Origin of the sequence: Vreelandella lionensis (assembly GCF_044543515.1) — a bacterium.
In the GTDB taxonomy this organism is placed as follows: domain Bacteria; phylum Pseudomonadota; class Gammaproteobacteria; order Pseudomonadales; family Halomonadaceae; genus Vreelandella; species Vreelandella lionensis.
The window spans coordinates 74,433-97,264 of sequence record NZ_JBITWC010000012.1 but is presented as its reverse complement, the minus strand read 5'-3'; the positions used below and the strand labels follow the sequence as shown (position 1 = coordinate 97,264).

25 protein-coding genes are annotated in these 22,832 nt (G+C 58.4%); 16 read left to right on the top strand and 9 right to left on the bottom strand.

Annotation, left to right across the window (positions count from 1 at the left end):
- Positions 1–18: 18 nt before the first annotated feature.
- The 7 genes from surE (at position 19) to lpxL (ending at position 6,840) form a co-directional block, all read left to right on the top strand.
- Positions 19–765 carry a 5'/3'-nucleotidase SurE gene (gene surE / locus ACIGG6_RS09485; RefSeq protein WP_399844121.1) on the top strand — a complete coding sequence of 249 codons (747 nt, stop codon included), beginning with the start codon at positions 19–21 and terminating at the stop codon, positions 763–765.
- Positions 752–1,429 (top strand): protein-L-isoaspartate(D-aspartate) O-methyltransferase, encoded by a 678-nt coding sequence (locus tag ACIGG6_RS09480; protein WP_253501324.1) that lies wholly within the window; start codon positions 752–754, stop codon positions 1,427–1,429. The genes surE and ACIGG6_RS09480 overlap by 14 nt, the downstream gene beginning before the upstream one ends.
- Positions 1,426–2,355 (top strand): DUF368 domain-containing protein, encoded by a 930-nt coding sequence (locus ACIGG6_RS09475; protein WP_399844119.1) that lies wholly within the window; start codon positions 1,426–1,428, stop codon positions 2,353–2,355. Before ACIGG6_RS09480 ends, ACIGG6_RS09475 begins: the two co-directional genes overlap by 4 nt.
- Positions 2,356–2,464: 109 nt before the next feature.
- Entirely contained in the window at positions 2,465–3,505 is a 1,041-nt protein-coding gene (locus tag ACIGG6_RS09470; protein ID WP_253501330.1) for a peptidoglycan DD-metalloendopeptidase family protein, read from the top strand.
- 153 nt (positions 3,506–3,658) lie between these two features.
- A complete protein-coding gene (rpoS, locus tag ACIGG6_RS09465) occupies positions 3,659–4,633 on the top strand; it encodes an RNA polymerase sigma factor RpoS (RefSeq protein ID WP_253501333.1) in 975 nt (324 codons plus the stop codon).
- A 179-nt stretch (positions 4,634–4,812) separates the two neighbouring features.
- Entirely contained in the window at positions 4,813–5,913 is a 1,101-nt protein-coding gene (alr, locus tag ACIGG6_RS09460; RefSeq protein ID WP_399844117.1) for an alanine racemase, read from the top strand.
- A gap of 12 nt (positions 5,914–5,925) precedes the next feature.
- A complete protein-coding gene (gene lpxL, locus ACIGG6_RS09455) occupies positions 5,926–6,840 on the top strand; it encodes an LpxL/LpxP family Kdo(2)-lipid IV(A) lauroyl/palmitoleoyl acyltransferase (protein WP_399844116.1) in 915 nt (304 codons plus the stop codon).
- Positions 6,841–6,918: 78 nt separating this feature from the next.
- Here the strand turns inward: lpxL and speD are convergent, their stop codons facing one another.
- The 4 genes from speD to ACIGG6_RS09435 all read right to left on the bottom strand — a co-directional run bounded on the left by speD (position 6,919) and on the right by ACIGG6_RS09435 (position 10,116).
- A complete protein-coding gene (gene speD, locus ACIGG6_RS09450; RefSeq protein WP_044629679.1) occupies positions 6,919–7,713 on the bottom strand; it encodes an adenosylmethionine decarboxylase in 795 nt (264 codons plus the stop codon).
- Positions 7,714–7,932: 219 nt separating this feature from the next.
- Positions 7,933–8,352 (bottom strand): OsmC family protein, encoded by a 420-nt coding sequence (locus ACIGG6_RS09445; RefSeq protein WP_253501342.1) that lies wholly within the window; start codon positions 8,350–8,352, stop codon positions 7,933–7,935.
- A 94-nt stretch (positions 8,353–8,446) separates the two neighbouring features.
- Positions 8,447–9,109, bottom strand: coding sequence for an N-acetylmuramate alpha-1-phosphate uridylyltransferase MurU (gene murU, locus ACIGG6_RS09440; protein ID WP_399844113.1), 663 nt, complete (start codon positions 9,107–9,109; stop codon positions 8,447–8,449).
- Complete coding sequence (locus ACIGG6_RS09435; RefSeq protein WP_399844112.1) at positions 9,106–10,116, bottom strand: aminoglycoside phosphotransferase family protein; 1,011 nt, start codon at positions 10,114–10,116, stop codon at positions 9,106–9,108. Before ACIGG6_RS09435 ends, murU begins: the two co-directional genes overlap by 4 nt.
- A 70-nt stretch (positions 10,117–10,186) precedes the next feature.
- Here ACIGG6_RS09435 and ACIGG6_RS09430 point away from each other — a divergent pair, with 70 nt between their 5' ends.
- The 5 genes from ACIGG6_RS09430 to apaG are packed head-to-tail and all read left to right on the top strand — an operon-like array spanning position 10,187 to position 16,001.
- Positions 10,187–12,634, top strand: a complete 2,448-nt coding sequence (locus ACIGG6_RS09430) for an LPS-assembly protein LptD (RefSeq protein WP_399844110.1) — start codon at positions 10,187–10,189, stop codon at positions 12,632–12,634.
- A gap of 37 nt (positions 12,635–12,671) precedes the next feature.
- Positions 12,672–13,709 carry a peptidylprolyl isomerase gene (locus ACIGG6_RS09425; RefSeq protein WP_399844108.1) on the top strand — a complete coding sequence of 346 codons (1,038 nt, stop codon included), beginning with the start codon at positions 12,672–12,674 and terminating at the stop codon, positions 13,707–13,709.
- A complete protein-coding gene (gene pdxA / locus ACIGG6_RS09420) occupies positions 13,709–14,752 on the top strand; it encodes a 4-hydroxythreonine-4-phosphate dehydrogenase PdxA (protein ID WP_399844106.1) in 1,044 nt (347 codons plus the stop codon). Before ACIGG6_RS09425 ends, pdxA begins: the two co-directional genes overlap by 1 nt.
- Before the next feature lie 26 nt (positions 14,753–14,778).
- Positions 14,779–15,627 (top strand): 16S rRNA (adenine(1518)-N(6)/adenine(1519)-N(6))-dimethyltransferase RsmA, encoded by an 849-nt coding sequence (gene rsmA, locus ACIGG6_RS09415; RefSeq protein WP_399844104.1) that lies wholly within the window; start codon positions 14,779–14,781, stop codon positions 15,625–15,627.
- Complete coding sequence (gene apaG / locus ACIGG6_RS09410; RefSeq protein WP_044629671.1) at positions 15,624–16,001, top strand: Co2+/Mg2+ efflux protein ApaG; 378 nt, start codon at positions 15,624–15,626, stop codon at positions 15,999–16,001. The genes rsmA and apaG overlap by 4 nt, the downstream gene beginning before the upstream one ends.
- 6 nt (positions 16,002–16,007) lie before the next feature.
- Here apaG and ACIGG6_RS09405 read toward each other — a convergent pair whose 3' ends face one another.
- Both ACIGG6_RS09405 and ACIGG6_RS09400 read right to left on the bottom strand, forming a co-directional pair.
- Entirely contained in the window at positions 16,008–17,462 is a 1,455-nt protein-coding gene (locus ACIGG6_RS09405) for a GMC family oxidoreductase (protein ID WP_399844102.1), read from the bottom strand.
- The gene (locus ACIGG6_RS09400; protein ID WP_399844100.1) at positions 17,462–17,647 is read right to left on the bottom strand and encodes a hypothetical protein; all 186 of its coding nucleotides are present in this window, start codon (positions 17,645–17,647) and stop codon (positions 17,462–17,464) included. The genes ACIGG6_RS09405 and ACIGG6_RS09400 overlap by 1 nt, the downstream gene beginning before the upstream one ends.
- A gap of 127 nt (positions 17,648–17,774) precedes the next feature.
- Here ACIGG6_RS09400 and ACIGG6_RS09395 point away from each other — a divergent pair, with 127 nt between their 5' ends.
- Both ACIGG6_RS09395 and ACIGG6_RS09390 read left to right on the top strand, forming a co-directional pair.
- Positions 17,775–18,590, top strand: a complete 816-nt coding sequence (locus tag ACIGG6_RS09395; protein ID WP_399844098.1) for a symmetrical bis(5'-nucleosyl)-tetraphosphatase — start codon at positions 17,775–17,777, stop codon at positions 18,588–18,590.
- Positions 18,591–19,727 carry a polynucleotide adenylyltransferase gene (locus tag ACIGG6_RS09390; RefSeq protein ID WP_399844096.1) on the top strand — a complete coding sequence of 379 codons (1,137 nt, stop codon included), beginning with the start codon at positions 18,591–18,593 and terminating at the stop codon, positions 19,725–19,727.
- Here the strand turns inward: ACIGG6_RS09390 and folK are convergent.
- Together folK and folB are read right to left on the bottom strand one after the other, a co-directional pair.
- Positions 19,724–20,269, bottom strand: a complete 546-nt coding sequence (gene folK / locus ACIGG6_RS09385) for a 2-amino-4-hydroxy-6-hydroxymethyldihydropteridine diphosphokinase (protein WP_399844095.1) — start codon at positions 20,267–20,269, stop codon at positions 19,724–19,726. The genes ACIGG6_RS09390 and folK overlap by 4 nt on opposite strands.
- Positions 20,266–20,646 (bottom strand): dihydroneopterin aldolase, encoded by a 381-nt coding sequence (gene folB, locus ACIGG6_RS09380; protein WP_044629667.1) that lies wholly within the window; start codon positions 20,644–20,646, stop codon positions 20,266–20,268. The genes folK and folB overlap by 4 nt, the downstream gene beginning before the upstream one ends.
- 102 nt (positions 20,647–20,748) lie before the next feature.
- On the opposite strand from folB, the gene plsY reads away from it, so the two are divergent.
- Entirely contained in the window at positions 20,749–21,318 is a 570-nt protein-coding gene (gene plsY, locus ACIGG6_RS09375) for a glycerol-3-phosphate 1-O-acyltransferase PlsY (RefSeq protein WP_253501380.1), read from the top strand.
- Positions 21,319–21,327: 9 nt separating this feature from the next.
- Here the strand turns inward: plsY and tsaD are convergent, their stop codons facing one another.
- Entirely contained in the window at positions 21,328–22,371 is a 1,044-nt protein-coding gene (gene tsaD / locus ACIGG6_RS09370; RefSeq protein ID WP_399844092.1) for a tRNA (adenosine(37)-N6)-threonylcarbamoyltransferase complex transferase subunit TsaD, read from the bottom strand.
- A gap of 200 nt (positions 22,372–22,571) precedes the next feature.
- On the opposite strand from tsaD, the gene rpsU reads away from it, so the two are divergent.
- Entirely contained in the window at positions 22,572–22,787 is a 216-nt protein-coding gene (gene rpsU / locus ACIGG6_RS09365) for a 30S ribosomal protein S21 (RefSeq protein WP_016416934.1), read from the top strand.
- Positions 22,788–22,832: the final 45 nt, after the last annotated feature.

Here is a 22,832-nt window from a genome sequence, read left to right as displayed (position 1 = left end):
TGAGGTGAGGAGATTCTGATGCGGCGACTGCTGCTTTCCAACGATGACGGTGTTCACGCCCCCGGCCTTAGAGCACTTTACGAGGCGCTAACACCCCACGCTAACCTACGCGTGGTTGCCCCTGACCGTGACCGCAGCGGGGCCAGTAATTCGCTGACGCTATCGCGTCCGCTCGCGCTGACGGCGTTAGACAACGGCTTTTATAGTGTGGACGGCACTCCGGCCGACTGCGTCTATTTAGGCGTGAATGGGGTGTGGGACGAGCGTCCTGATTTGGTCATTTCAGGGATTAACCATGGCAGTAACCTCGGTGATGACGTGCTTTATTCAGGCACGGTCGCCGCCGCGATGGAGGGGCGTAATATAGGTATGACGGCGATTGCCATGTCGCTGTGCGGCGCCCACCATTTTGCGACGGCAGCCAAGTTTGCCGCGAGCCTCATCGGTGCCGCTGATCAACTCTCACTGCCGCCTCGTACGCTGCTGAATGTGAATGTCCCTGACCTGCCCTGGGAAAAAATCAAAGGTGTTAAAGTTACCCGCTTGGGCTACCGCGGCCCAGCCGAAAAGCCTGTACCGGTGCAAGACCCCCGGGGCCGTACCCGCTACTGGATTGCCCCGGTGGCGGCTAACGCTGACGACGGTGAAGATACCGACTTTGCGGCCATCGAAGCAGGTTATGTATCGATTACGCCACTGCAAACTGATTTAACGCGCCACCCCGCGCGTCGTGATGTGCAGGACTGGTTGGATGCCTTTGCCTGAGCTATCGCCTGGAGAGCTGCGCGGCCGTGGAATGACTTCCCAGCGCACCCGTGACCGTATGATCAAGCGCCTGATTCAACAAGGCGTGCGTAACCAGTGCGTGTTAGAAGTGATGGCCAGCGAGCCGCGTCATCTGTTTGTCGATGAAGCGCTCGCTCATCGCGCCTATGAAGATACCGCTCTACCCATTGGTTTTGGTCAAACGCTTTCCCAGCCGCTAACCGTCGCGCGCATGACCGAGCTGGTACTTCGCGCGTCGCCCCAGCGCGTGCTGGAAGTGGGGACTGGTTCAGGTTATCAAACGCTGATTTTGTCGCGCCTAGTAGAAACGCTTTACTCCGTGGAGCGAATCTATACGCTGCACGAGCGAGCAGCAGAGCGGCTATGGCGGCTAGGTGCCCCAGCGACATTAGCTGTGGCCGACGGCAGCGAAGGCTGGCCGGAAGCTGCGCCCTTTGACGTTATTTTGCTCACGGCCTGCGCGCAAACGCTGCCGGAAGTATTACTTGAACAGCTGAGTTATGACGGTGTGCTTATTGCACCGCTGGAAGAGTCAGATGGCAGTCAGTGGCTTACCCAAATTAAGCGTATTGGCTCTGCCTTTGAAAAACGCAGGCTTGAACCCGTGCGTTTTGTACCCCTATTGCAAGGAGTGGTGGATTGAAGCGTCGACCCATAGGACTGTTTTTAAAAGGCGCCGGGATGGGCGCTGCCGATGCAGTACCTGGCGTATCGGGAGGCACGATTGCCTTTATTACCGGTATTTATGAAGAGTTAATTAACACTATTAAACAGTGTGGGCCTAGCGCCTTTGGCGCTTGGCGTCGCGGGGGCTGGGTGGGCTTAAGTCGGCACCTGAACTTGGCGTTTCTAATACCGCTACTGCTGGGTGTTGCGGTCAGTTTGGTGAGCGTGGCTCACTTAGCGCTGTGGCTAATGGAGGCGCAACCGCTGCTATTGGAGGGGTTCTTTTTCGGGCTTGTAGCGGCCTCGGCACTAGTGGTCGGGCAGGCTGGAGAACGATGGAAAATTTGGTACTTGCTGCCGCTGGCGATTGGGTTAATGTTAGCCAAACTGCTTCCCGGCATGATGCCGCTGGTGCTGATGATTGGCAATGAAGCGCTGGTAGTCATAGTGGCTGGCGCTATCGCGATTAGTGCGATGCTGCTGCCTGGTGTATCCGGCAGCTTTTTATTGCTCACGATGGGGCTCTACGGCACCATCATGGGGGCTATTCGCAGCTTCGATCTTGGCATTATCATGCTGTTTGGAATGGGGTGCATCATCGGGTTGGCGCTCTCTTCACGACTGCTTTCGTGGCTATTGCGGCGCTACCATGGCGCGACACTACAGCTATTGTTGGGCTTTATTGTTGGCTCGCTACCGGTTCTCTGGCCCTGGCGTGAGCTGTTACGCTACCAGCTAGGCCCCGATGGGCAAATGATTCCGCTGGATTATCGCTATCTATTACCCAGCGATTACGCCGTGTTGACAGGAGCGTCGGCACAAGTAACAGGCGTGATAACGTTGATGGCAATCGGCGCGCTGCTGGTCATATTATTGAACCGCCGTGCAGCCTATCATGCCTAACATCGTTCATAGGCCGTCATCTATTAGGCAGCCACTCACAGAACAGTCGTTCAATTGAGTGTCGTTCAATTGTTAGTTAGCGCGCGGCGTTGAAAAGGAGTAGGGTTTGATGCGTAAGGTTTTCATCATGACGGTATTGGCGCTGGCAGTTAGCGGCTGTGCTAACCAGCAGCACAATACGCCGCAGGTGCGCGATTTGAGCGAAGCCCGCAGCGCGGTCGAGAATTCGCCCCAATATAGCGTTAAGGCAGGTGATACGCTCTACGGTATTGCTTGGCAGCACAACCTGGATTATCGCCAGTTGGCAGCTATTAACAATATTGAAGCGCCTTATCAAATTTACCCCGGACAAACCATTGCGCTGCGTGAAGGAGCGGGTGGCGTTACTAACCAGCCCAGTGCCAACCCTGCGCCTGCTGTTGCAAGTGGCGCGGTGGCAACGGGCCTGCAGCCCCAGGCGACTGCCGTGGCAAGCAACGACCAGGAACTGGATTGGCTGCTGCCTGATGAGAGCGCCATTGAACGTAACCAGCGCCTAACCGCCGAGCGGGCTGAGCGCACGGCGGTGGAAGCATCCCAGCAGGTGGCTGCCGCTGCTAATGCCCCGGTTGAATCCACTAATCAACAGCCGCCAGCTCAGCCCGCGCAGGAGCCAGCGCCCACGCCTGAACCGACCCCAGAGCCAGAGCCGGAACCTGCCGCTGAGCCAGAGCCTGCCGCTCAGCCCACTCAAACCGCCCGTACCGATCGCTCGTCGCGTACCTTTACGCCTGCCGAAAACATCGATTGGCAATGGCCAACCGATGGTCAGGTCACCGGTGAGTTTGGGCAGGGAGGCAGCATTACAGCCGGGATTGATATCGCCGGGCAAAAGGGGCAACCTGTTCGTGCAGCAGGCCCTGGTATTGTGGTCTATGCCGGTAGCGGTGTACGTGGCTACGGTAACCTAATACTACTGAAACATAACGATCAGTTTCTCAGCGCCTATGCACATAATGATAGTTTAAGCGTCAAAGAGAATGATGTCGTCGAGGCAGGTGAAGTGATTGCCACGATGGGCAATAGCGATGCAGATGCCATCAAACTGCATTTTGAGGTGCGCCGCGATGGTCAGCCGCAAAATCCGTTGGACTATCTGCCATCGCGCTAGTCATTACCTAGCAGGTGTAACGTGTCAAGCCTGCTAGGGCAACCCGCATAGCTGAATTAGAGCGTCATATAACAATAAGGTGTATGCGCACAGGGAGTGCGACCACCCTTACTTTTCTAAATGGCGGTTAGGCGAGACAACGGGGGTATGACCATGAGTATGCTGGAAAAGGACCTACAGGAGATTGACCTGGATGAGGTTGAAGAGGCGTTAGATGACGCCGACGACGACGCCACGGCAGAGGAGGAAGCGTTTGAAAAAGCGCTGGGCCGTGAAGACCGTCAATCGACTCAAAGCTTGGATGCGACACAGATCTACCTTAACGAAATTGGCTTTTCTCCGCTGCTGACGCCGGAAGAAGAAGTTTACTATGGCCGCCTAGCGCGTAAAGGCGATGCGCTTGGCCGCTCAAGGATGATTGAGTCTAACCTGCGTCTAGTGGTCAAGATTGCCAGACGCTACCTGAACCGAGGCTTAACGCTGCTCGATTTAATCGAGGAAGGTAATCTTGGTTTGATTCGGGCGGTGGAGAAGTTTGACCCCGAGCGGGGCTTCCGCTTCTCTACTTACGCCACGTGGTGGATTCGCCAAACGATTGAGCGTGCGCTGATGAACCAGACGCGTACTATTCGTCTGCCGATTCACGTGGTGAAAGAGCTCAACATTTATCTGCGCGCTGCCCGTGAGCTGACTCAAAAGCTGGATCACGAAGCTACCGCCGAAGAGATCGCCGAGCATCTTGATAAACCGGTCGAGACAGTTAAGAAAATGCTGGGGCTTAACGAGCGGGTGTCGTCGGTGGATTATCCCATGGGCGGCGACAGCGATAAGCCGCTGATTGATACGCTCACCGACGATGAGGTGCTGGGGCCAGAAGCGTGCTTGGTGGATGGCGACGTGCGCGAACACGTGGACCACTGGCTGGATGAGCTAAGCGAAAAACAGCGCGAAGTCGTGGTACGCCGTTTCGGTTTACGCGGTCACGAGGCAGCAACGCTGGAAGAAGTGGGTGCCGAGATTGGCCTAACGCGGGAACGCGTTCGACAAATTCAGGTAGAAGCGTTAAAGAAGCTGCGCCGCTCCCTGGAAAAACAGGGGCTTTCCCTCGACGCGATTTTCGAGAGTTAATTCCGGGTCGAGAGTTAAACCAGCTGCTTCCGACAAGCCCAACGGAAGTATTAATAGCGCACCGAGTTATCTGCTCGGTGCGCTGTTTTTAGGGCGAACCATTTTCATTCATACATTACTGAGTGACTCCGCTCAGTCCGGCAAGTACGCCGGTCAGTGACCTAGTAAGTGAGAGAGCCATGCGCCCGTTAGTGGCCCATATTGATTTGGACGCGCTGCGTCACAACTATCAACTGGCGTGCCGCTGCGCTCCGCAAAGCCGCTCAGTTGCCGTCATTAAAGCCGATGCCTACGGCCACGGTGCACTGGCCTGTGCCCGTGCCTTAGAAACTGACGTTCCGGCATTTGCAGTGGCCTGCATCGAAGAGGCGCTGAGCCTGCGCGAAGGAGGCATCAAAGCGCCCATTGTGCTGCTAGAGGGTATTTTCAGTGCCGATGAGCTGGCGCTGGTCGACCAGCAACGTTTATGGATCAGTGTGCACAGTGCGTGGCAGGTCGAAGCGCTGCTGACGTATTCGCCACGGCAGCCTATTCCTGTTTGGTTAAAGGTGGATTCGGGGATGCACCGTTTGGGGTTCTCGCCGGAGGAGGCGACCAGTGTTTGGCAGCGTTTGGTGGATACTCCGCAGGTAACGGCGCTGCATCTGATGAGCCACTTTGCCACCGCCGATGCGAAAGATCCTAGCTACTTCAACCGCCAGATGAATACGCTGAAAGCGCTGGCTGCCAAGCTGAAGGCACCGCTGTGTCTGGCCAACTCCCCGGCGACGCTGGCATGGCCTGCCGCACATGGCGACTGGAATCGCCCCGGCGTGATGCTCTATGGCAGCGACCCGCTGGAAGTGGCTAACGAGATCACCCAGCAGCTACGCCCGGTGATGACATTACGCTCAGAGATTATTGCGTTGCGCGAGTTGGCGGAGGGGGAACAGGTGGGCTATAGCGGCCGCTGGAAGGCCAAGCGACCCTCTAAAATTGCCGTGGTCGCCGCAGGTTATGGCGATGGCTATGACCGCCACGCGGTCGATGGTACACCGGTACTGGTCAACGGCCAGCGCTGCCCCATTGCCGGTAAGGTCTCTATGGATATGCTGACGGTGGACGTTACCGATGTGCCTGATGCCGCGATTGGCAGTGAAGTGGTGCTATGGGGAACTGCTAGCAATGGCAGTGTGCTGCCGGTGGACGAGGTGGCCCGCTACTGCGATACCATCAGCTATACGCTGCTGACCAGTGTGCTTCCCAGGGCACCTCGGCGCTATCATGGGGCTCACGTTTAAACGGTTATCTGTATGTCAAAATCGTCTTATCCGCGCTCCTTTGCGCACCCTCGCTACTGGCCGACATGGCTGGCGATTGGCCTAATGTATGTGGCCGCGTGGCTCCCCTGGCGGTTGAAGCTATGGGTAGGTAAAGCGATTGGCCTGTTAGCGTGGCGTTTTGTGAAGCGCCGTCGGCACATCACCACCACCAACATTGCGCTCTGCTTTCCGGAGAAAAGCGCAGATGAGCAGCGCCAACTGGTCAAAGAAACCTTTATTGCCAACGGCATTGGCTTGGTGGAAACCGCCACAGGCTGGTGCCGCGATGTAGAAGGGATGCGTCATCGGGTCGCCTATCACGGGCAGGAGCATCTTGCCCGCGCCAAAGCGCAGGGCAAAGGCGTGCTGGTGGTCGGTATTCACTTCTCAACGCTGGATTTAGGTGGAGCGCTACACTCGCTATTTATCCCAGCAGACGTGGTCTATCGCCCCCATAACAACCCGCTGTTCGAGCGCTTTATGACCCGCGCCCGTTCGCGTATTTTCGGCCAAGCCATCGACCGCCACGACCTGCGTGGGGTGGTGCGCCGTATCAAAGCAGGGCACATTGTCTGGTACTCACCGGATCAGGATTTTGGCCGCGATGTGAGCGTCTTTGCGCCGCTATTTGGTCAGCAAGCGGCGACGATTCGTCTTACGGCCAAAATTGCCCGCATGACGGGCGCCCCTGTGGTGCCGCTAATGTTCCATCGTAATCCGGATAATCGCACCTACACCATTGAGTGTTTGCCCGCCTTTGAAGATTTCCCTAGCGGCGATGAACTGGCCGATGCTACGCGGGTAAATGCGTTTATTGAGCGGGCGATTCGCAAGCACCCCGAGCAGTACCTATGGCTGCATCGACGCTTTAAAACCCGTCCTGAGGGCGAGGCAGGTTTTTACTAGCCGTATCAACAGGGCGCATAAAAAAAGCTGCCCGCGGGCAGCTTTTCGTTGGCTTCATAGCTTGCTTAAGGCAACGCCTTAATCGAGATTGCGGGAGTAGAAGATCTCCAGCATCTCTTTACGTAGGCGGCTTTCGATATCCCGCGCTTCTTCAAAGGTGATGTCGCGGCGAGAGGTGCCGAACAGGTAGTTATCCAGTTCGAAGTCTTTCAGCAGCATCTTGGTGTGGAACATGTTCTCTTGATACACGTTCACGTCGATCATCTGATAGGCCTGCTTGGTGTCTTCCGCCAAGTAGTCCTGGATCGAGGTGATGTCGTGGTCAATAAACAGCTTTTTGCCGTCCACATCCCGTGTAAAGCCGCGCACGCGGTAATCCATGGTCACGATATCGGAATCAAAACTATGGATCAGGTAGTTCAGCGCTTTCAGCGGGCTGATATGCCCACAGGTCGAGACATCGATATCCAGACGGAAGGTGCTAATGCCGTTGTCAGGGTGCGACTCTGGGTAGCTGTGTACCGTCACGTGGCTCTTATCCAGGTGGGCCACCACGGTTTCCGGTAGCGGGCCTGGGCCTGGTTCGGTTTGCCCAGGCGTTGGCTCATCCAGCTCGTGTTCGGCGATCAGGATGGTCACGCTTGCGCCGTGGGGCTCGTAATCTTGACGCGAAATATTCAGCACATGGGCGCCGATAATATTGGTCACGTCCTTGAGAATCTGCGTCAAACGTTCGGCGTTGTAAAGCTCATCGATATAGTCGATATAAGCCGCACGCTGCTCTTCGGTTTTGGCGTAACAGATGTCGTAAATATTGAAGCTCAACGAGCTTGTCAGGTTGTTGAACCCGTGGAGTCGGAGATTATCTGACACGTCCGAACCTCCCTATGGCAGATGAAGACACCCCGACGATCCAGCGCCGGAACCGATAAACACTTGTTACCGTGCTGACGCAGCCGCTATTCATCGAGCGGCCCCGCACTACGCAGTATGGGGAAAAACAAGCGGGCGTATTATGCCCGCCCGAGGCGAGGGTTGCATCCGGCCACGCCATTTTTTTTGAACCTGAGTGAAGGTGTCGCGGCGTGGGGTTCAAGCCTCGACAATCTCGAAGGAGTGAGTGATCTCAACGCCGCCGTTGACCAGCATGATAGAAGCGCTGCAGTATTTCTCTGCCGACAGCTCCACGGCCCGCTGAACCTGCTTCTCTTTTAAGCCACGACCAGTGACCACAAAGTGGACGTGGATCTTGGTGAACACGGACGGCACTTCATCGGCGCGCTCGGCGTCCAGCTCGGCAACGCAGTCGGTGACATCTGCGCGGGCCTTATCAAGAATGTTCAAGATATCAAAGGCGGTGCAACTGCCCATGCCCATCAACAGCATTTCCATCGGCCGAGGGCCGGTGTTGCGACCGCCGTGGTCGGGTGGGCCATCAATCACAACGCTGTGTCCGCTACCGGATTCCGCCACAAACTGGCGGCCATCGGTCCATTTTACCCGTGCTTTCACGTTGCTCTCCTCATCTTGGCGACGAAAGGTAAGTCGCGCAGCATAACATTTCTAGAAGGCAACGCACGGCTTCATCGTGCGCTGCCAGCTGGTATCAGGCTGATTGAAGGTGCCTATCAAGCTCGGCCAGTCGTTCAGGCGTGCCCACATCGACCCAGTGGCCCGCAAAGTGCTCGCCGCTAACGCGGTGCTCTGCCATGGCCCGTTTCAGTAGTGGGGCCAGGGCGAAGGCGCCGGGGGGCTCACCGGCGACCAGCTCCGGGCGTAGCAAACTGATGCCTGCAAAGGTGAGGCGGGCCTCCCCGTGTGGTGAAACGCGCCCCTGGTGTAGCGCAAAATCGCCTTCGGGATGGTGGGAGGGGTTATCCACCAATACCAGGTGCGCCAAATCACCTGCTGCCAGTGCGGAAACACTTGGCAGGTAGTCACACCAGACATCGCCATTGACCAGTAAGAACGGCGCATCGCCCAGCAGCGGTAGTGCCTGTTGAATGCCGCCGCCGGTCTCAAGCGGGCTAGCCTCCTGGCTCCAGTGAATGGACATTTGGTAGGCCGAGCCATCGCCCAGTGCAGAGATAATTTGCTCAGCACGGTAGCTCACGTTAATGACCACTTCATTAATGCCAGCACGCTTTAAGCGCTCCAAGTGGTGCACGATCAGCGGTTTGCCCGCCACGGGCAGCAATGGTTTAGGGCAGTGGTCGGTGAGCGGGCGCATCCGTTTGCCCAGGCCTGCCGCCAAAATCATCGCCTTCATGGCGCGCCCTCTTCCAGGCGCTGCATGATCGCCGGGCGCAGCACGCCCGTTACCCAGTCGGCAAACTCGCGGTGTTGGGGTAGGGCCGCTAGGCTATCTTCCAGGTGCGCCAAAAAGTGGGGCAGGCGGGCTAAATAGCCTTCTTTGCTGTCGCGCAGCGTCAACCGACAAAAGATGCCCAGCACTTTTAGCGAGCGCTGTGCGGCCATGGCGTGGCACTGCGCTAAAAAAGTTTCCTCGCTGACCGAGCGGGTCAGGCGACCCTCTTGCCGCGCCTGCTGATAGAAAGCGCCGACGAAGGAGGCAAACTGGTCAGCGCTAAAACGGCAGTAGCGGCCCCGCAGCAGGGAGATGACGTCATAGCTGAGCGGACCTGCCACAGCGTCCTGGAAGTCGATCATGTAAAGCGTTTGATCGTGCAGCATCAGGTTCATCGCATCGAAATCGCGGTGGACGCTCACCACCGGCTGCGCTAATGCATGCTCTATCAATTTATCGCGTACTGCCTCCCAGCTATCGGGAACTGATAGCGACAGCCAGCGCCCCAGGCACCACTCGGGAAACAGGTCCAGCTCCCGGCCAAGCAGGGCGGCATCGTAGTCAGGCAGGGCGGCCGGGTTAGTGCGGTTTTGCAACTGGGCAATCAAAGCAAGTGCGTCTAAATGACTCTGCACTGTGCGGGCCGGGTCGGTAAAGGTGGCCTGCAGCGGTGTGTCACCCAAGTCATCAAGCAGCAAAAAACCAGCGTCTAAGTCGCTGGCGTGAATGTAAGGCACAGGCAGCCCGGCGGCGTGCCAGCGCTGGCCGATAGCCACAAACGGCGCCGAGTCCTCCTGTGCCGGGGGTGCATCCATCACCACTTGGGTGTTGCCATCCGGTAGCGTTAGTCGAAAATAGCGCCTAAAACTGGCGTCACCGCCCGCAGCAGAGAGGCGAATGGTGGCGCTATCAAGGCCGTGGTGTTGCGCCGCCCACTGAGTGAGGGCGTCAATCCGAGAAGAGGACATGCAAGCTCCTTGCTGGTCGGGCATCATGCGGGCTGTATAATACCGATTCTGGATGCCAAGGATAACGAACATGGGCAAGCGAATCTCGCGCACCGTACCGGTTGCGCATACGCTGCTGGGCAGTTTGCTCGCTGGCGCCTCGTTTTCAGCGGTGGCGCAGGGGCAAGCACTGCCCGCAGAGGCGCTGGACTGGCAGGCCTGGAGCCAAGAAGAAGCGCCGCAACAGCTATGCCGGGGGCGCTATGTGATGCCCGCCTACCGCTTGCCAGCGGAAGAGAACCCGGAAACGCTCTCGGTAGAAACCCGGGAAGTGGATTACGCCGCAGACGGTGAAGCTCTGCTGCGTGGCGACGTGGTACTACGCCGGGGCGATACCGAACTGCAGGCAGAGCGCGTCTTTCTACCCGCAGACCGTCAGCAGGTGGATGCTGAGGGCAACCTGGCTATCCGCGACGGACAAGCCCTGGTGCGTGGCGAGCAAGCCACCCTCATGCTGAACGAAGACCGCGCCTCGCTGCGTAACAGCCACTATGTGCTCTACGACCAGCACCTGCGCGGCCAGGCCAGCCAGCTAGAGCAGACCGGCGAAAATCAGTACCGCCTTCAGGAGGCCACGTTTACCACCTGCGACCCCGGCGCCAATAGCTGGCAGTTGGTAGGTAGCGATATTCGCCTTGATCAAGCCGCAGGGTTTGGCACTGCCCGCCATGCGCGCCTGGAAGTTAAAGATGTGCCGGTATTTTACTGGCCGTGGCTGCGCTTCCCCATTGATGACCGCCGCCATACCGGGCTGCTGTCGCCTTCGGTCAGTTTTTCCAGCGACGGCTTTGATTATACCCAGCCGTTCTACTGGAACATTGCACCTAATCAAGACGCTACTATCACGCCGCGCTGGATGTCTGACCGAGGATTGCTGCTCAACGGTGAGTATCGTTACCTGCTAGAACAGAGCCAAGGCTTGGTCGAGGGCGGTTATCTCGATAGCGACGGCGGCACCAATAGCGGTGACAACCGCTTTGAAGGCGACGACCGCTGGTACATTGATGCCCAACACGCGGGCACGTTAACGCCCCGCAGTGATTACCGGCTCCGTTACGGCGCCGCCAGCGACGGGCGCTATTTTGACGACTTTGGTGGCGAGTTTGGCAACAGCGACCGGGTCAGTATGGAGCGCCTTGCCCAGGTGGATTACCGCGGGGAGCGCTGGCAGTTAGACGCCCGCGCCCAGGGCTTCCAACGTTTGGAAGACCCGCTTAGCGACACCGATCGCCCGTTTTATCGCCTGCCCAGCTTAACCGCCAACTCCGACTGGCAGTTGGGCAACGGCTTGTATACCCAGTGGCGCTCGAATGCCACTTACTTCTGGCGCGATGTGGATGAGCGTCGAGTGCCGGAGCGCGAAGCGGCGACTGGGTCGCGCCTGCACTTAACGCCTGTTGTGGGCTGGCGCTATGAGAAGCCTTGGGGCTATATAGAGCCGCGCACCGAGCTTTGGCACACCGCTTACCAGCTGGATTATGGCGACCGAGTCACTGATCGCACCACCTCGCCCACCCGCAGTGTGGCGATTACTTCCATCGACAGCGGTCTGGTCTTCGAGCGCGAGCTTGAGCTGGGTGGGCGCGACTACCGGCAAACGCTAGAGCCGCGTGTGAACTATGCCTATGTGCCGCGCACCGACCAGACCCAACTGCCTGATTTCGATAGTCGCGAACGGGCGTTCTCCTGGGACCAACTTTGGTCGCCCCACCGCTTCTCCGGTGCCGACCGCGTGGGTGATCTCAATCGCGTATCGTTAGGCGTTCAGTCACGCTTTATCGAAGATAGCAACGGACGAGACAGGCTCACCTTAGGCATAGGCCAAAGCTACTACTTCTCCGAGCGGCGCATCGATAGTGAAGGCGACCCGGGCACGCTGCCGCCGCGCCCCAGCGAAGACCCTTCCGTGAATCCGGAAAGCCGCTATCAGGCCACCCGTGACCGCTCTCCGCTGGTCACTCGCCTGGATTGGCAAATATCGGATCGCTGGAGTACCGGCTACGAATGGCTCTACGATGACGAGCGTGAACAGACCGAGCGCTCCAGTGTGGATGTACGCTATCGCCACCCGGAAGGACACGTAGTGAACCTTGGCTACCGTTGGGAGATCGAAGGGTTCGATCCGAGCGTGATACCCGGCGACGATGGCTTCCGTGACTACAGTCGCGAAGAGTGGGATCTTTCGCTGGCGTGGAAAGCGAACCCAAGGATTGATTTGATTGGCCGCTACCTGCACGATCAAACCAACAACCGTCCCCTGGAACAGCTCGCGGGTCTGCAGTGGAACGACTGCTGCTATGGCGTACAGCTGGTATGGCGTGAATGGATCGACGATAACGATACGGCGCGGGTTGGCGATGACTTCAACGACCGCGGGCTATTTTTGCGCTTTGTGTTTCGTGGTCTAGGTGGCGTGGGTCAAGAGGCCGACGGCTACTTTGAGCAGGCGATTCCTGGCTACCGTCCCACGCCCTTATGAACGACCACTTTAAAATAGCGACTGAAAGAGACTTTTTATGATGATCAGAAAGACCTTGCTGAGCTGCGCGCTGAAGAAACGAGCCACCCAGCTGTCCGCAGGCAGCCTGATGGTGCTCTGCCTGAGCACGGGTGCGGCGCTGGTTCCGCTGACCGTGCATGCGCAAAATTTCGAGTCGGCCCAGCGTCAGCAGTTGGATAGCGTCGTCGCGGTCGTCAATGATGGCGTCATCATGCGCAGCGAGTTGGATGACCGCATTGCCCAGGTGGAGCAGCAAGCAGCGGCTCAGGGCGGCAATTTGCCGCCGCGTAACCAGCTGGCCCAGCAAGTGTTGGAGCGTATGGTCATGGATGAAATCCAGCTGCAAATGGCCCGCCGAGCCAATCTGAGTGTGGATGACACCGAACTCAACCGCCAGCTACGCAGCATTGCCGAATCCAACAACATGACGCTGGATCAGTTTGCCGATGCGGTAGAAGCCGACGGCATTACTCTGGCTGACGTGCGTGAAGACGTACGCCGCGAAATGCTGATGCGCCAAGTGCAACAGCGTCAAATTAGCCAGCGAGTGACGGTCTCTGATCGCGACGTTGAGCGCTTTTTAAGCCAGCAGCCGAGCCAGCAAGATCAAGCCTTTATTGAAGAGACTCGTGCCCGCCACGTGTTGGTAGAGCTAACCCCCACGCGCAATGAAAACCAAGCCCGCGCCCGTGCCCAAGAAGCCCGCCAGCGCTTGCAGCAGGGCGCAGATTTCGCCTCAGTGGCCCGTGAATACAGCGACGACCGTGGCAGCGCCATGAACGGCGGCGACCTGGGTTGGGTACGCCCAGGCCAAACGGTACCTGCCTTTGAAGAAGCCATGACATCGCTCAGCCCTAACCAGCTCTCTGAGCCGGTACGCTCTCAGTTCGGCTACCACGTTATCGAAGTGCTGGAGCGCCGCCGTCAGGACGTGACCGAAGAGAGCCGTCGTGAGCAGGTGCGCCAAGCCATCTTCCAGCGTCGTGCCAACGAAGAGCTGCAAACCTGGCAGCGTGAAATTCGTGAACAGGCCTTCGTGGATATCCGTCTCTAATGACGCGGCCGCTGCTGCTTACCACCGGTGAGCCCGCGGGCATCGGGCCAGAGCTGACGCTGATGCTGGCCGCTCGTGGGCACTTAGCCAATACGGTGGCGGTGGGCGACCCGCAGATGCTGCGCCAGCGCGCCAAGCTGCTCGGGCTGGCCGTAGAGGTCGTCGAGGCCGCGCCGGGTAGCTTGGATATATCCTCTCCAGGGCGTTTGGTGGTGTGGCCCGCCGCACTGCGCGCGCCTGCCACGCCTGGGGTGCTCAATCCTGCCAATGCCAGCTACGTGCTAGAAACACTGCAAATCGCCGTAGACGCCTGCCAAGCAGGGCAGGCTGCGGCGATGGTCACCGCGCCGCTACATAAAGGGGTCATCATCGAAGGCGGCTTTCCCCACTTCACCGGCCATACCGAGTGGTTGCGCGATGCCTGCGGCGTGGATGACGTGGTGATGCTACTGGCCACCGATGCTGCCTTGCATGCCAAGAACCCGCTTTGGCAAGGTGGCGGCGATTTGCGTGTGGCCCTAGTAACGACCCACCTGCCGCTGCGTGATGTGGCCGATGCCATTACGTTTGAGCGGGTCACCCAGATTAGCCGCTTACTGGCCGCTGACTTGCGGCGCCAATTTGGCATCTTGAATCCACGCATTGCGGTGTGCGGCCTCAACCCCCATGCGGGTGAAGAGGGTCATTTGGGCCGCGAAGAGCTGGATATTATTATCCCTGCCCTCGACGTCCTGCGCGCTGAGGGTCTGGATATCCAAGGGCCGCTGCCCGCCGATACGCTGTTCACTCCACGCCACCTAGCCGGAGTCGATGCGGTGCTGGCGATGTATCACGACCAGGGCTTGGCAGTGCTAAAATACGCAGGCTTTGGGCAAGCTGCGAATATTACCCTCGGCCTACCGCTGGTACGTACTTCAGTGGACCACGGCACCGCGCTGGATTTGGCGGGCCGCGGCACTGCCGACCCCAATAGCCTGGGCGTCGCGCTATCGCTTGCACAGCGGCTTGCTGCCCAGCGTGCCAGCACCCTGGCCGCTCCATGAATCAACCCTCCAAGGAACACTGTTAGATGTCTCAAGTGCCTCAGCAGCACCGTGCTCGTAAACGCTTCGGTCAAAACTTTCTGCGTGACCTCGGCATCATTTCGCGTATCGTCCGCGCTATCGGGCCACGCGAAGGCGACCGACTCGTCGAAATCGGCCCTGGGCAAGGGGCACTGACGGCGCCGCTGTTAGAGGCAACCGGCAAGCTGGAAGTAATCGAACTCGACCGCGACCTGATTCCTGGCCTACGGGTGCAGTTTTTCAACTACCCCGAGTTCGTGATTCACGAAGGCGACGCGCTGAAGTTCGATTTTGCCGAGCTGAAGGGCGATGGCCCGGCGCTGCGGGTAGTGGGTAACTTGCCCTATAACATCTCAACGCCGCTGATTGTGCATCTGCTGACCATGGGCAATGCGATTGCCGATATGCACTTTATGCTGCAAAAAGAGGTAGTGGAGCGCTTAGCTGCCGAGCCGGGCAGCACCGATTGGGGCCGCCTTTCGGTGATGGCGCAGTACTACTGTCAGGTTGATCAGCTGTTCATCGTGCCGCCGGAAGCCTTTGTGCCTCGCCCGAAGGTGGATTCTGCGATTGTGCGCCTGACGCCCCACGAAAGCTTGCCTTACACCGCCGATGACCCGGCGCTGCTGTTTGAACTGGTCAAGCTGGCCTTTGGGCAGCGGCGTAAAACCCTGCGCAACAACCTGAAAGGGCGAGTCAGCGCCGACACGCTGGAAGCGTTGGGTATCGACCCTGCGCGTCGTCCGCAAACGCTGACAGTGGCCGAGTACGTCACGATCGCCAACAAGGTGGCTGCCGACGAGGCTACCAGCGCCGCGGGTAACGGTGTGAGCCAGGGGAGCAACGAGGCGTGAGCGGTTTGGACATCGAAGTTAGCGTCACCCCGGAGTTTCGGGACGCAGAGTCTAGCGACAGCGAATCCCGCTACGTGTTTAGCTACACCGTGACGGTGCACAACCAAAGCCCGCACAGCGTGCAGCTGATGGCACGTTACTGGAAGATCACCCAGGGCAGCGGCGATAGCCAAGAGGTGCGCGGCAAAGGCGTGGTGGGCCAGCAGCCGTTAATCGGCCCTGGCCAACGTTTTCGTTATACCAGCCGGGCGATTTTGCAAACGCCAGTCGGCGTGATGGAAGGTGCTTACACCCTGCTTAATACGTATACCCAGCGGGCTTTTGATGTGCCCGTTTCGCCTTTTCGTCTAGCGGTACCCCGCCAACTGCATTAACGTTGATTAAGCGCGGGGTTGCAGCGTCAGTTGACGATCTAGATGGTCGCACAGTCGTAACGCCAGTTGCACGATGGTCAGCGTGGGGTTGGCGTGCCCAACACTTGGGAAGACGCTCGACCCTGCCACAAACATATTCTCTTGGTCGAACAGCCGACAGTCGCTATTGACGATGCCTTGTTCTGCACTGTGGCTCATCCGCGTGCCGCCCATATGATGCCTTCCCGCTAGCTCGCCCTCGCTGGGCATGGTGACGGGCTGGACGGCTAGCCAGTCGGCTAATTGTAGGCGTCCAATATCTTGGTTCAGCAGGTGTTCGCCCAGCAATATCATGCTTTCGCGGATCGTATGGCGATCCAGCGCCGACTGCCGCCACACCAGTCGACTGTGGGGGATACCAAACTCATCCACTTCAGTGCCAAGCTCTACGCGATTCTCAAAACGCGGCTCCTGCTCCCAGGCAGCGCGCAGAATCACGCCATGCATCACACGGCCTTGGGCTTGCCAAGTGGCCAACTGCTCACCGAGTGACGGAGCATCTCGCGATAGCGCTTCGATCAGTTGCTGAGTTGCTTCTGCGTTCATACGGTGTAGGCGCAAGCCGCAGTTGAGCAATTGGCGCTTAGTGAGCATCTCCGGAGTAGGCGATAAAAATACGTTGTACTCCTGATCAAGCCCCAATGCCTGCGGCTCAAACAGCAGCGCTTGGCCTACGGAGGCATGGGGATGCTCCATCCAGTAGCGGCCCAGAGTAGTGGCATTGCGGATCAGTTGCCCGCTGGATTGCTGGTTTAACCACAGCAACAGGCGTGAATTTTCGATACCGCCGCAGGCCAGCACAAAAAAGCGTGCGTGTACGTAGCACTTATCCCCTTGAAAACTGCGCAACGTCGCGCGCTCAATGCGGCCATTATGGCTTTCAAGCCCGACAAGATTGGCGGTTAAACAGTAATCAACATTGGAGGAGGCATTCAGCGCAGGGGCATATTTATCTTTAAGCCGAACGGGGTCCCCTAAAGAGAAGTAGATACGTTCAAGCCCTGAGCCGGTGACGGGGTAGTCGGCGTGGGGTGGCGTTAAGTTCAGCAGCGTAGCGGCGCTTGCGTAGTAAGGCGCGAGCGCTTCTTGGGTGATTGGCCACGCGGTTTCAGGAGCTGCCACCTTCGCGGTAAAATCGTGAGCGTCCAGCGGTCTACAAATGCCGCCCCAGTGGTTGGTAGAGCCGCCTAAGTAGCGTAGGCGCGCATCATCAAGGGGAATATAAGGGTCGCCAACGATATCGCCACGGTAAATCGCCTGGGAGCGCTCGCTATAAGAGGCTTCGCCACCTTCACATAGCAGCGTACGGTGGCCCTGCTGGGCCAGCGTGACGGCTATGGCGATCCCGGCAGCACCAGCGCCCACAATGCAGATATCATAAACAGTATCCTGGGCCGCCAGTGTTTCGAAAGAGAGATACATCAGCGGTCTTCAGCGCGTAGCAGCCAGCCGTTCACCAGCACAGGGGTAGCTGGCTGAGTGGGTTGGGCGGCGGCTATTGGAAAACGGCTGAGTGTCAGCGCTGCCCCAGTCGACACCAGTAGCTGTTTTAAAACGACCCGACGGTCAGGGTTGGTAGGTGAAGGACGGGGAAAGTAGAGGCTCATTAGCGTATCGTTATCCTTAACATTAAGTTGCGAATGGTCTGATTACATAGTGGTGTAACTTTGGGAATTGCTCCAGGGGTTTATGTGACGTCCACTTTTTATTGCATTCATCACAAGGCATTAGCCTATGAGTACCTATGTTATTGGTGACCTGCACGGCTGCCATGTCGAATTTATTAGCCTGTTGGAAACAATAAACTTTAACCCGGCCCACGATACGCTCTGGCTGGTTGGGGATTTGATTAACCGTGGCCCAGGGTCGCTTGCCTGCCTGCAGGAAGCCAAAGCGCTGGGCAGTGCCGTGCGCTGCGTGCTCGGTAACCACGATTTTCACCTGTTGGTGGTCGCCCGTGGAGGCGGCAAACTGAAGAAAAACGATACGCTGGACGATATTCTCGCCTCGCCCCAGCGGGAAGCGCTGCTGGATTGGCTACAGAGCCAGCCTTTGGCGGTTCAAGAAGGCAATACGTTAATGACTCACGCCGGTGTGCTGCCGAGCTGGAGTGCTGAGCAGGCGCTGGCGCTGAGCGGTGAAGTTCAGGAAGCGCTGCAGGGCGAAAGCGCTGGCTCGTTTCTGACCCAGCTGTTTGGTAATCAGCCTGATCGTTTCCGGGAGGATTTGGAAGGCTTGGATCGCCTGCGCTGCATCGTTAACGTGTTTACCCGCATGCGCTTCATTGATGCGCAGGAGCACCTCGATTTTGCCGCCAAAGAGGGGCTCGATAGCGCACCGACAGGCTTTGCCCCCTGGTTTCAATTTGCTCGTCAGGATGATCTGCACATTCTGTTTGGCCACTGGGCGGCGCTGGAAGGGCGCACGCCGAATGCGAAGATCAACGTTCAAGGGCTAGATACCGGCTGCGTATGGGGTGGCTCACTCACCGCGATGAACCTGGACACCGGCGAACGCACTAGCGTGCCGAGCCTGCAAGGAGGCCGTTAAGTGTTTCAACAGGATGCATTGACCCAAGGGCTTGATGTTTACCGGGTAGGCGGCGCGGTGCGGGATGCGCTGCTTGGCTGGCCAGTAGTAGATCACGACTGGGTAGTGGTAGGCGCCACACCGGAAGCGATGCGTCAGCGGGGCTTTAAGCCCGTTGGCCGAGATTTTCCGGTGTTTTTGCACCCGCACACCGCGGAAGAGTATGCGCTGGCGCGCACGGAGCGTAAATCCGGTCATGGCTACAGTGGTTTTGAGGTGTATGCCAGCCCCGATGTAACACTGGAAGAGGATCTCTCACGGCGTGACCTGACGATCAATGCCATCGCCCAAGGGCCAGACGGCCAACTGACAGACCCCTTTCACGGCCAGCAGGATATAGAGCAGCGCCTGCTGCGCCATGTATCGCCTGCGTTTAGCGAAGACCCGCTGCGGGTGCTGCGTACCGCACGTTTTCTAGCCCGCTATGCTCACCTGGGTTTTACCATTGCCCCAGATACCCACACGCTGATGCGTGAAGTGAGCCAAAGCGGTGAGCTTGGCCACTTAGCCGCAGAGCGGGTGTGGATAGAAACCGAGAAAGCATTGGGTGAACCCAATCCTGAACAATATTTCACCACGCTAAACGAGTGCCAGGCGCTTGCCACTTGGTGGCCTGAGCTTGTCGAGGGCGAGACGTTGACTGCCGCGCTCGCTGAAATACCAAGCGCGCCTGAGGAGTCTGCATTGCCGCTGGCCCACTGGCGCTACGCGCTGCTGGTCTCGCCGCTGAGTGATGAGCAGCGGGATGCGCTAGCGAGCAGGCTGCGGCTGCCCAACGCAGTAGCGCAGCTGGCTCGCCATACCGCGCTGACGAAAGCACTGCTCAATACGCCGCTAAACGACGAGCGAGTGTTGTACTGGCTGGAGCGGCTGGATGGCTGGCGCAAACCTGCCCAGGTAGCGGCGCAGCTAGCGCTTGTTAGCCGTCTGGCGCCTGAGCGCCAAGCGGTACTGCGCGCTGCGTGGCAAGCAGCGCAAGCGGTAAGCCCGCAAGCGCTGCTGAGCGAGGGGTATCGGGGAGCGGCATTAGGAGAAGCGCTGCGCCAGCATCGGCAGAAGGCGGTGGCAGGCGCGTTAGGCGAGGGGGAATCGCGCTAGCGCGCCATGGCCGTACGAGGCTGCGGGTCGGCTTGGGAAATCCAACGGCCCCGCCAGTGAAAATCAATCGCCCACAGGCGCTGGTCACCTAGTGTGAAGCGCTTCCAGAGCGTAGCGTAGGACGTTTGGCAGGCGGGGTGGCGCTCGTTGGGTAACAGTTCAGCGAGTGGCTGGAGCACAAAGGCGTTGCGGGTGATTTCCGCGCGGGGAAGGGCGACGCCGTCAATCGTATTGCAGAAACTGCCGACGGTCAGCAGGTCGATATCCAGAGCACGGGGGCTGTATTTAGCCATGTTGGGGGTGCGACCATGATCAATCTCAAGCTGCTTAGACCACGCCTGGAGCTCACCCACCGACCAGTCGCTATCAAACGCCACTACTAAGTTGTAAAAGTTGCGGCTGTCCTTGAAACCTACGGGCTCGCTTTCAAAAATACGCGATATCTGTAGGCGGCCAAACGTAGCTTCTAGAGCATCCAGGCAGAGGCGAATATGCGTGTCGGGATCAATGTTGCTGCCTAGACTGAGAGTTACCAGGCTCATAAATTCGGGTCCTTGGTAGCCTCCGGCAGCGTACCGCGAGTAATTTCAAGACCAACGCTTGCCGCTTGAGGCACCGCGCCCGGCTTTCGGACGGTCATGCGCAGCCAGCTAATCGGGAATTCATGTTGCAAGCAGGCGGCGAGACGTTCAGCGAAGGTTTCTACCAAGGCGAACTGATGCTCATCGGCGAACTGCTGGATTCGCTGGCAGATCGCGGCATAATCAAGCGTTAAGCGTAAATCATCCGTGGCGGCCGCTGGCCGAATATCCGTTGCCAGCGATAGATCCAGGCTCAGCGATTGCGTTATCGTGCGTTCCCAGTCGTACACACCGATGACGGTGTCTACGGTGAGTGCTTCGATCAAAATGCGGTCCACAGGCCTTCCCCCAGGGTCAACAAGCGGGCGATTGTACTTGAGGATGACCAGAAACGACAGTAAGGCAGCGGCGTTGGCCGCCAATGCCAGGGTGGGCAGGCCATGATATGGATAGTGATCGGCTATTTAAGCGGCAGTTGGCTGGCGGCAGTGAGCGTGTGCCGCTGGGCAGGCGTTGCCGATCCTCGGTTTTGTGGCTCTTATAATCCAGGTTTTTCTAACGTACTACGGCTGTATGGCCCGCGGCTCGCCGCCGCCACGCTGCTGCTGGATGCGCTGAAAGGGGTGCCTGCAGTGCTGGCTGCGAAGCTGCTAGCGCTGCCGGTATGGCTGCAAGGGCTAGTCGGCCTAGCCGTGCTGCTGGGTCACAGCTACCCGATTTGGTTTAGCTTCCGTGGTGGAAAGTCGGTCTCCAGTGCGTTTGGTGTGTTGCTGGTATTGGTGCCCAGCGTGGCGCTGCTGACGGCGCTCTGCTGGGCGGTATTGGCATGGCGTTTACGTACCGCAGCGGCAGCCTCGCTTATTAGTGCGCTACTGGCCCCGCTGCTGTGCCTCTGGCTAGCCCCGAGTTACGTGAGCGTAGTAGGGGGCTTTAGCCTATTGGTGCTGGCTCGACACGGCCTCAATATTCGCCGCTTACGCCGTGGGGAAGAGCCCCACCTGCGCGGCTAGGCGCGGCGATTACTCGGGGGCATTCAAGGTATCGAGCGGCCAACGGGGCGTAGCCTGCATCACGCCGTTGTCATCCCGCTCGCCTGCCGCCAAGCGCTGCGCCCCGACATAGGCAATCATGGCGCCGTTGTCGGTACAAAAACGCCCGCGGGGGTAGTAGGCGCGCGCCTGACGCTTTTGTGTTTCCAGCGCTAGCCGTTCACGCAGACGGGTATTGGCGCTCACGCCACCTGCCATAACAATGCGCTTTAGCCCGGTTTGGTCGAGCGCTCGGCGGCATTTGATCACCAGCGTATCCACCACGGCCTCTTCAAAGGCCCGGGCCACATCTGCTTTGGCCTGCTCATCCAGCTCGCCCGCTGCTTCTAACTGGCGAATCGCCGTCAGGGTATGGGTTTTTAAACCAGAAAAGCTGAAATCCAGGCCGGGGCGGTCGGTCATTGGGCGTGGAAAACGAAACCGTTTTGGGTCGCCCTGTTCGGCAAGCTTGGCCACCAGCGGGCCGCCAGGATAGGCAAGTCCGAGCATTTTCGCGGCTTTATCGAAGGCTTCCCCGGCGGCGTCATCTACTGATTCACCCAATAGCTGATAGTGCCCCAGCCCTTGCACCTCCACCAATTGGGTGTGCCCCCCCGAGACCAGAAGAGCTACGAACGGGAACTCGGGGGCATCATCTTCAAGCATGGGAGCCAGCAGGTGGCCTTCCATATGGTGAACGCCCAGCACCGGAATATTCAGAGCTTTGGCCATGCCGTGAGCGGTGCTAGCGCCCACCATCAAGGCGCCAACCAGGCCTGGCCCGGCGGTGTAGGCGATACCGTCCAGGTCTTGACGGGTGAGGTTGGCATCCTTCAATACTTGCTCAATTAGCGGCAATAGCTTGCGGGTGTGATCCCGAGAGGCCAGCTCAGGGACGACGCCGCCATACTCCGCATGCATGGCGATTTGGCTATACAGCGCATCGGACAGCAGACCCTGTCCACCGGTGAACGCGGTATCGTAAATAGCGACGCCAGTTTCATCGCAAGACGTTTCAATGCCCAGTACGCGCATAGCAAAAGAACTCGTGTAAGTGGTAAGGCAGAGGTTTAAAACCGGCTAGTCTAGCATTGTGGCAGTGAAGGGGCGTAAGGATTTGCAAAGATCGCCAACCACGACTAGACTACTGTGCGCTGTAAAACTGGGTCGTACACCGTCTTGTTCGGTGTGCGTACTATCCGAACTCAAGACTCCTTAAGGTAGGTGAGTGCTTAATGCCTTCTGTAAAAGTACGTGATAACGAGCCGTTTGACGTCGCCCTGCGTCGCTTCAAGCGTTCTTGCGAAAAAGCTGGCGTTCTCTCTGAAGTACGTCGTCGCGAGCACTACGAGAAGCCGACTGCTGAGCGCAAGCGCAAAGCGGCAGCTGCCGTAAAACGTCACGCTAAGAAGTTGCAGCGTGAGCGTAAGCGTTTCGAACGGCTCTATTGATCCGTACCTGGGGATAGCCTGCGCAGTTAGCTGGTTATCTCAAGA